At 51.1% G+C, this 1018-nt stretch carries 1 protein-coding gene; it reads right to left on the bottom strand.

What is annotated here, in order from left to right:
* Window positions 1-340 precede the first annotated feature (340 nt).
* Window positions 341-760 carry an Hsp20/alpha crystallin family protein gene (locus U8U68_RS21930; RefSeq protein ID WP_322204592.1) on the bottom strand — a complete coding sequence of 140 codons (420 nt, stop codon included), beginning with the start codon at window positions 758-760 and terminating at the stop codon, window positions 341-343.
* Window positions 761-1018: the final 258 nt, after the last annotated feature.

Genomic DNA, 1018 nt, shown 5'->3' with positions numbered 1-1018 from the left:
CGGGTTTTGGCCAGAAAATCGAGCAAAAAGGGGCAGAAACGCCTAGAAATGGCTAGAAAGATCGGTTCACCACAGCTCATAACCCGAAGGTCGTAGGTTCAAATCCTGCCCCCGCAACCGTCCCTAATTTTGCCCTAAGCCGCCGAAAATGGCCGTTTTGCTAATACTTTCGAGAAAAGCCCCACCGATGGCTGGATGAATTTCCAGGCCAAAGGGGGGCTTTTTTGCGTTTCTGGGACTTTGGAGGTGAGGCTATCGACGGTTTATTGGAGCTACCGTCAAACCTCCCACAAGAAACATCCCTGGCCACGCTATTCGCAACAAGGCCAGGGACATTTTTTTAGCCCTCAATGGCAATCAGGTTCTTCTGTTCAATCTGGGCCACCTGGCTCACCTTAGGGATGAACAGGCGCAGGATGCCGTCCTCGAACTTGGCGTGGATGTCCTCCTGCTTGACCTTGTCCCCCACATAAAAGCTGCGGCGGCAGGAGCCGATGAAGCGTTCCCGGCGCAGATAGCGTTCGTTCTGGACGCTGTCGTGGTGGGTCTGCTCCACCGTGGCGCTGATGCAGAGGTAGCCGTCCTTCAGCTCGGCGGCGAGGTTTTCCTTGTGGACACCGGGCAGGTCGATGTCCAGCTCGTAGCCCTGGTCGCTCTCCTTGATGTCCGTGTTCATCATGCCCCGCAGGGTATTCGCGCTGAAAGCGGACTCGGCCAGCTCATCGAACATATCCTTTGCCATCAGATAAGGGGTCAGCATAAAATTTCTCCTTTTAGACTTACGGTTTTTACACCGCGCTTGGTTTGTGGTTATGCCCATAGTATAGCCGCCGAGATTAGCACTGTCAATGGGAGATTGCTAATTTATTGTTTACATCTTTTTATAAGCTATAAAGAAATTTTATTAATCAAGCGGAAGGGATTGCCAAAATTCAGCATCCCTTCCGCTTGATCCGTTAATCGATGAAAAAAGTACTCTTTGCATAACTGGAGAAATACCTTCAGCATCGGTTTTCCC

This window comes from Acutalibacter intestini, from assembly GCF_034334985.1.
Taxonomy (GTDB): domain Bacteria; phylum Bacillota; class Clostridia; order Oscillospirales; family Acutalibacteraceae; genus Acutalibacter; species Acutalibacter intestini.
The sequence above is the reverse complement of the archived record's forward strand: the minus strand, read 5'-3'. Positions and strand labels throughout refer to the sequence as shown.

Excerpts from the sequence above, each read along its gene's own strand:
- U8U68_RS21930 (WP_322204592.1), bottom strand. The coding sequence starts at position 760 with ATGCTGACCCCTTATCTGATGGCAAAGGATATGTTCGATGAGCTGGCC.